The organism is Streptomyces zinciresistens K42 (assembly GCF_000225525.1).
Classification (GTDB): Bacteria; Actinomycetota; Actinomycetes; order Streptomycetales; family Streptomycetaceae; genus Streptomyces; species Streptomyces zinciresistens.
Genome location: NZ_AGBF01000075.1, coordinates 23,637 through 29,636 on the forward strand (window position 1 = coordinate 23,637; position 6,000 = coordinate 29,636).

6 protein-coding genes are annotated in these 6,000 nt (G+C 74.7%); 5 read left to right on the forward strand and 1 reads right to left on the reverse strand.

The genetic code is table 11. From position 1 onward, the window contains the following. Positions 1-116 precede the first annotated feature (116 nt). Together SZN_RS20470 and SZN_RS20475 are read left to right on the forward strand one after the other, a co-directional pair. Positions 117-554 (forward strand): hypothetical protein, encoded by a 438-nt coding sequence (locus SZN_RS20470; protein WP_244313397.1) that lies wholly within the window; start codon positions 117-119, stop codon positions 552-554. A gap of 75 nt (positions 555-629) precedes the next feature. Continuing rightward, positions 630-1,499 carry a spermidine synthase gene (locus tag SZN_RS20475; RefSeq protein WP_007498083.1) on the forward strand — a complete coding sequence of 290 codons (870 nt, stop codon included), beginning with the start codon at positions 630-632 and terminating at the stop codon, positions 1,497-1,499. 13 nt (positions 1,500-1,512) lie between these two features. Here the strand turns inward: SZN_RS20475 and SZN_RS20480 are convergent, their stop codons facing one another. Further along, positions 1,513-2,034: a hypothetical protein gene (locus SZN_RS20480; protein ID WP_007498084.1), complete on the reverse strand. Its 522-nt coding sequence runs from the start codon at positions 2,032-2,034 to the stop codon at positions 1,513-1,515. 234 nt (positions 2,035-2,268) lie between these two features. Between SZN_RS20480 and SZN_RS20485 the strand changes: the two genes are divergently transcribed. The 3 genes from SZN_RS20485 (at position 2,269) to SZN_RS20495 (ending at position 5,937) form a co-directional block, all read left to right on the forward strand. After that, the gene (locus SZN_RS20485) at positions 2,269-2,958 is read left to right on the forward strand and encodes a response regulator transcription factor (RefSeq protein ID WP_043732014.1); all 690 of its coding nucleotides are present in this window, start codon (positions 2,269-2,271) and stop codon (positions 2,956-2,958) included. Then, the gene (locus tag SZN_RS20490) at positions 2,955-4,358 is read left to right on the forward strand and encodes a HAMP domain-containing sensor histidine kinase (protein ID WP_007498088.1); all 1,404 of its coding nucleotides are present in this window, start codon (positions 2,955-2,957) and stop codon (positions 4,356-4,358) included. The genes SZN_RS20485 and SZN_RS20490 overlap by 4 nt, the downstream gene beginning before the upstream one ends. Before the next feature lie 109 nt (positions 4,359-4,467). Beyond that, positions 4,468-5,937: a glycoside hydrolase family 18 protein gene (locus tag SZN_RS20495; protein WP_007498091.1), complete on the forward strand. Its 1,470-nt coding sequence runs from the start codon at positions 4,468-4,470 to the stop codon at positions 5,935-5,937. The last annotated feature ends 63 nt before the right edge of the window (positions 5,938-6,000 follow it).

Genomic DNA, 6,000 nt, shown 5'->3' on the forward strand with positions numbered 1-6,000 from the left:
CATGCGCGATCCGCCATGAACTGCCATCCTTTGCGGCTGACTTCCGCCGTAGCCGTTGACGGCGTCCCGCGTTGAACCCTTCGGACTGCACAAGGGTTTCCGTGGTGGAGGTCGGGATGGGGACCAGCCGGAGCACCGCTCCTCGCACACCGTCGACGACGGCCGGGCGCACCCCTGCCGCGGAGTGCGGCGGGCCGCCGGGCGCGGGCTGCGACGTGGTCACGGTGCCGGCCCGACAGGGACTGGAGGCCGTCGACATCCTGCGGCGCGCGCCCGGCGACGGCGTAGGGCCCGTCCTGCACGACGACGGGTGCGACACCCTCGGCTTCGTGGTCCCGCCGGGCACCGCTGCCGCGTGGGACGTGCCGGGCAGCACCTGTACCGAGACCGACGGGCGCGGGCTGAGCCTGGAGCCGAACCCGGAGCCGCCGGTGGAGGGCTCCGACTGGCTCCTGCCGCCCGGCGACGCGGACCTGGCGACCGACCCCGCGGTGCTGCGCGCCGCGCTCGGCGAGGCCGCGCGCCTGATCGAGGCGGCGGACAACTGCCGCTGACCGGGCTGCCCCCGCCGGTCAGGCGCGGGCACCCGCCCCTCACCGGCCTGCGCCCCGGCGCCGGATAATGGCCCCATGGGAAAGTCCAGGAAATCCCGGCGCCCGGCGGCGGACAGCGCCTCCGTCGCCGAGCCCGTCGACGGCGGACTCGCCGAACTCGTACCCGACCGGGACCGGCCGCGCGCCTGGACGCTCCTCATCGACGGCGCCCCGCAGTCCCACGTCGACCTGGACGACCCGGCCCGCCTCTCCTTCGCCTACCAGCGCCGCCTCGGGCACGTCGCCGACCTGGCCGCCCCGCCCGGCCGCCCCCTCCACGCCGTGCACCTCGGCGGCGGCGCCCTCACCCTCGCCCGCTACATAGCCGCCACCCGCCCCCGCTCCACCCAGCAGGTCGTCGAGTGCGACGAGGCCCTCGTCCGGCTCGTCCGCCGCGAACTGCCCCTGGAGCGCACGGCACGCGTGCGGGTGCGCTCCGCCGACGCCCGCGAAGGACTCGCCAAGGTGCCCGACGGCTGGGCCGACCTGATCGTCGCCGACGTCTTCAGCGGGACCCGTACGCCCGCCCATCTCACCAGTGTGGAGTTCCTCGACGGGGTCCGCCGGGCCCTGCGCCCCGGCGGCTGGTACGCCGCCAACCTCGCAGACGGCCCGCCCCTCGCCCACCTGCGGGGCCAGATCGCCACCGCGGGGGCCCGGTTCGCGGAGTCGGCCCTCCTCGCCGATCCCGCCGTGCTGCGCGGCAGACGCTTCGGCAACGCCGTCCTCGTCGCCGCGGACCAGCCGCTGCCCGTCGCAGAACTGACCCGCCGCGCGGCCTCCGACCCGCACCCGGGCAGGGTCGAACACGGCCGGTCCCTGCGGGACTTCGCCGGCGGCGCCCTGCCCGTCACGGACGCGGCGGCCGTCGCCTCACCCGCGCCGCCCGCCTCCGCCTTCCGGTGAACGGCCGCCCGGCTCAGTACGTCGCGATCTGCACCCGCGGCGGCCCGTCGTGCCAGGTGCAGAAGACCGACACCCGGTCCGCGCCGGAGCTGAACTCCACCCGGATCCAGGTCTCCGTCTTCCACACCTGCATCGACCAGCCCGGACCCGGGGTGGCCGACACCAGGGACGCGGAGGTCTCGCCGATCTCGAAGACGGCACGGCCGCCCCTGGTGTCGTAGCCCTTGACCCGGCCGGACGCGGTGGGGGAGGCATCGGGGCGGCGCGGCGCCGACGGCGCGGGGGCCGGCGTGCGCGGCGCGGCGCTCGGCTCGGGCGTCCTGCTCGGCGGCCTCTTCGCGGGGGCCGGCCGGCTCGTCGACGACGCCAGCGGCTCCGACCCCCGGGCCGCCGCGTCCGCCGCCGTGATGGGCAGGGCGCGCGGCCGGTCGTACACGGTGGCGGCCATCACCGTGTCGACACCCCACCACGACAGCGTGACCGCCGCACCCGTGGCGAGCGACCAGGCCAGTACGTGTACGAGTCCTCTGCGCATGGCGGGTCATACTGCCGCACGCGCCCCGCAGGTGTCGCCCGCCCGTCCACCGGACCGGCCCCGGTCCCGGGCGCCCCGCCCTCCCCGGCCCACGAGTCGTCCCCGGTCGACAGTTGTCCCCGGCCCACGAGTTGTCCCCGGTCGACAGTCGTCCCCGGCCCACGAGTTGTCCACAGGGCGTGAGTTGTCCACAGGCCCGGACCGGGCTCGGTGCCATGGCGTACGGTGCGGCGCATGGCAAGTGTGCTCGTGGTCGAGGACGACCAGTTCGTCCGCTCGGCGCTCATCAGGCACCTGACCGACGCCGCCCACACGGTGCGCAGCGTCGGCACGGCGCTCGAAGCGCTGCGCGAGGTCGCCCATTTCCGTTTCGACGTGGTCGTCCTGGACCTCGGTCTGCCCGATCTGGACGGCTCCGAGGCCCTGAAGATGCTGCGCGGCATCACGGACGTACCCGTGATCATCGCCACCGCGCGGGACGACGAGGCGGAGATCGTCCGGCTGCTCAACGCCGGGGCGGACGACTACCTGACGAAACCGTTCTCGGTCGAGCACCTCTCGGCCCGGATGGCCGCGGTGCTGCGCAGGGCCCGGTCCAACGGGGCGGACGCCGCCCCCTCCAGCGTCCTGCGCGTCGGCGGCCTCACCGTCGACCCGCTGCGCCGGCAGGCCGAGCTGGACGGCACCCCCCTGGACCTGACCCGCCGTGAGTTCGACCTGCTCGCCTTCCTCGCCGGGCGCCCCGGAGTCGTCGTCCCGCGCAAGGAGCTGCTGGCCGAGGTGTGGCAGCAGTCCTACGGCGACGACCAGACCATCGACGTCCATCTGTCCTGGCTGCGCCGCAAACTGGGCGAGACGGCGGCCAGCCCGCGCTATCTGCACACCCTCAGGGGAGTCGGCGTGAAGCTGGAACCACCGCGATGAGGTGGGCACTGGTCAAGGTCTGCCTCGCGGTCACCACCATGGTCGTGGTCGCCTTCGCCGTCCCGCTGGGGCTCGTCATCCGCGAGATGGCCCGCGACCGCGCCTTCTCCAACGCCGAACGGGAAGCCGCGGCCGTCGCCCCGGCGCTGTCCATCACCACCGACCGGGAGCAGTTGGAGCGCGTCGTCGCCTCGGCCGGGTCCGACGCGGGCATGGCCGTGCACCTGCCGGCCTCCGGCGGCACCGCCGCCGTCGAACTCGGCCGGCAGCGGGCCGCCGAGGACGCCATCCGCACCGTACGGCGGCTCGGCCGGGCCTCCACCACCGAGGTCCCCGGCGGCTCCACGCTGCTCCAGCCGGTGGCGCTGAGCTCCGGCGAGATCGCCGTCGTCGAGGTGTTCGTCCCCGACGTCGAGGTCACCACCGGTCTCGCCACCGCGTGGACGGTGCTCGCCGGGGTCGGCATCGCGCTGATCGTCGGGTCGGTGGCGGTCGCCGACCGGCTCGGGGTGCGCATGGTGCGGCCCGCCCGGCGCCTGGTCGAGGGCGCGCGCGAACTCGGCGAGGGAAAGCTGGGCGCGCGCGTGCCCGAGGAAGGACCCAGCGAACTGCGCCTGGCGGCGGTCGCGTTCAACTCCATGGCCGACCAGGTCGTCCAACTCCTCGCCAACGAGCGGGAACTGGCCGCCGACCTCTCCCACCGGCTGCGCACCCCGCTGACCGTGCTGCGGCTGAACGCGGCCTCGCTCGGGGAGGGACCGGCCGCCGAGCAGACCCGTACCGCGGTCGCCCAGCTGGAGCGCGAGGTCGACACCATCATCCGCACGGCACGCGAGGCCAAGCCGCAGACCGTCGCCGCCGGGCCGGGGTCGGGCTGCGACGCGGCCGAAGTGGTGCGCGAGCGGATGGCGTTCTGGTCGGCGCTGGCCGAGGACGAGGGCCGCAAGGTGCGGGTGGCCGGCGTGGACCGGCCGGTGCGCATACCCGTGGCGCGGTCGGATCTCGTTGCCGCGCTCGACGCCCTGCTCGGCAACGTCTTCCGGCACACGCCGGAGCGCACGGCCTTCGCGGTGGACGTGCACAACGGCGAGGACGCGGTGATCGTGCTGGTCTCCGACGCCGGGCCGGGCATCGCCGACCCCGAGGCGGCGATGGCCCGCGGGCGCGGCTCGGGCAGCGCCGGATCGACCGGGCTCGGGCTGGACATCGTGCGCAGGCTCGCGGAGTCGACGGGCGGCGACGTGCGGATCGGGTCGTCCGTGCTGGGCGGGACCGAGGTGCGGATCTGGATACAGCTCGACGGACGGGAGCCGGTGCGCAGAGGGCACCGCGGCACGGTGCGCCGCCGCGGACCGGGCCGGCTGGTCTCGACCTTTAACCGTCCCCGATCCCTTCCTTAAGCCCACCCTAAAGTCCTGAACCGCCGCCCGGATCAGGCACTTTGCCCGATTCCCGCTCGCTAGCGTGCTGCCGCACCCCCACCCCCGCAACTCCTGAGGCAGGCACGTGATGAGCACCCATCGGCGCAAGGTCAGCGGCAGGAACAAGGCGATCGGCGCTCTGGTCGCGGCGGCCGTGGCCGGCGGCGGCGCGGTCCTGCTGACCGGTACCGCCCAGGCGGCCTCGGTCGGGGCGGCGTACACCAGGACCAGTGACTGGTCGACGGGCTACACCGGGCAGTACGTCGTCACCAACGACAGCGACCGGGTCAAGAAGGACTGGAAGCTGGAGTTCGACCTGCCGTCCGGCACCACGCTCGGCTCCCTGTGGAACGCCGAGTCGCGCGTGAGCGGGAGCCGCGTCACCGTCACCCCGCCCCGGTGGGACACCGACGGCCTGGCCCCCGGCGAGTCGCTCACGGTCGGCTTCGTCGTCAACGGCGCGGGCGCACCGGCGCGTTGCGTCATCGACGGCGCCACGTGCTCCACCGACACCGACGCCACCCCCGAGCCGAGCGGCCGCCCGACCCGGACCCCTGCGCCGGCCCCCACCGCGACCCCGACGGGCACGCCGAAGCCCGACGCCTCCCCGACCGGGAGCGCGAGCCCCACGGCCGGGCCCACGCAGGGCTCCGGCACGGCGTCCGGCGCGGGCTTCGCCCCGTACATCGACACCTCGCTCTACCCGGCCTTCGACATGGCGGCCATGGCCGCGGCGACCGGCGTGAAGAACTACAACCTCGCCTTCGTCACCGACGGCGGCGGCTGCACCCCGAAGTGGGGCGGTGTCACGGACCTCGGCGGCGACGCGGTGGCCGCGCAGATCGGTGACCTGCGGGCCGAGGGCGGCGACGTGCGCGTCTCCTTCGGCGGGGCGGCGGGCCGCGAGCTGGCCACGACCTGCTCGTCCGTGGACGCGCTCACGGCCGCGTACACCAAGGTCGTCAGCGCCTACAAGCTGACCAAGGTGGACTTCGACGTCGAGGGCGGCGCGCTGCCGGACACCGCGGCCAACACCCGCCGGGCCCAGGCGATAGCCAGGCTCCAGCAGCAGAACCCCGGCCTGGACGTCTCCTTCACCCTCCCCGTGATGCCCGAGGGCCTGACCCAGCCCGGCGTGGACCTGCTGGCCGACGCCAGGCGCAACGGTGTGGAGGTCGCCGCGGTCAACATCATGGCGATGGACTACGGCCCGGCCTACAGCGGCGACATGGGCACCTACGCCGAGCAGGCGGCCACCGCCACCCAGGCCCAGATCAAGAGCGTCCTCGGCCTCGGCGACAGCGCCGCCTGGAAGACGGTCGCGGTCACCCCGATGATCGGCGTCAACGACGTCACGACCGAGATCTTCAAGGTCGAGGACGCCGCCCAGCTGGTGAACTTCGCCCGGTCCAAGGGCCTCGGCTGGCTGTCGATGTGGTCGGCGACCCGCGACAAGCAGTGCGCGGGCGGCGAGAAGCCGGCTGCCGACGCCACGTGCAGCTCGGTCCTCCAGGACCCGTTCGCCTTCTCCAAGGCCCTCGCGGCCTACGGCGGGTGACACCCGCCCATCCCCGCCGCCACCCCTGACACGGGGGACGCGCGTCCCGGCCGGTCCTCCCCC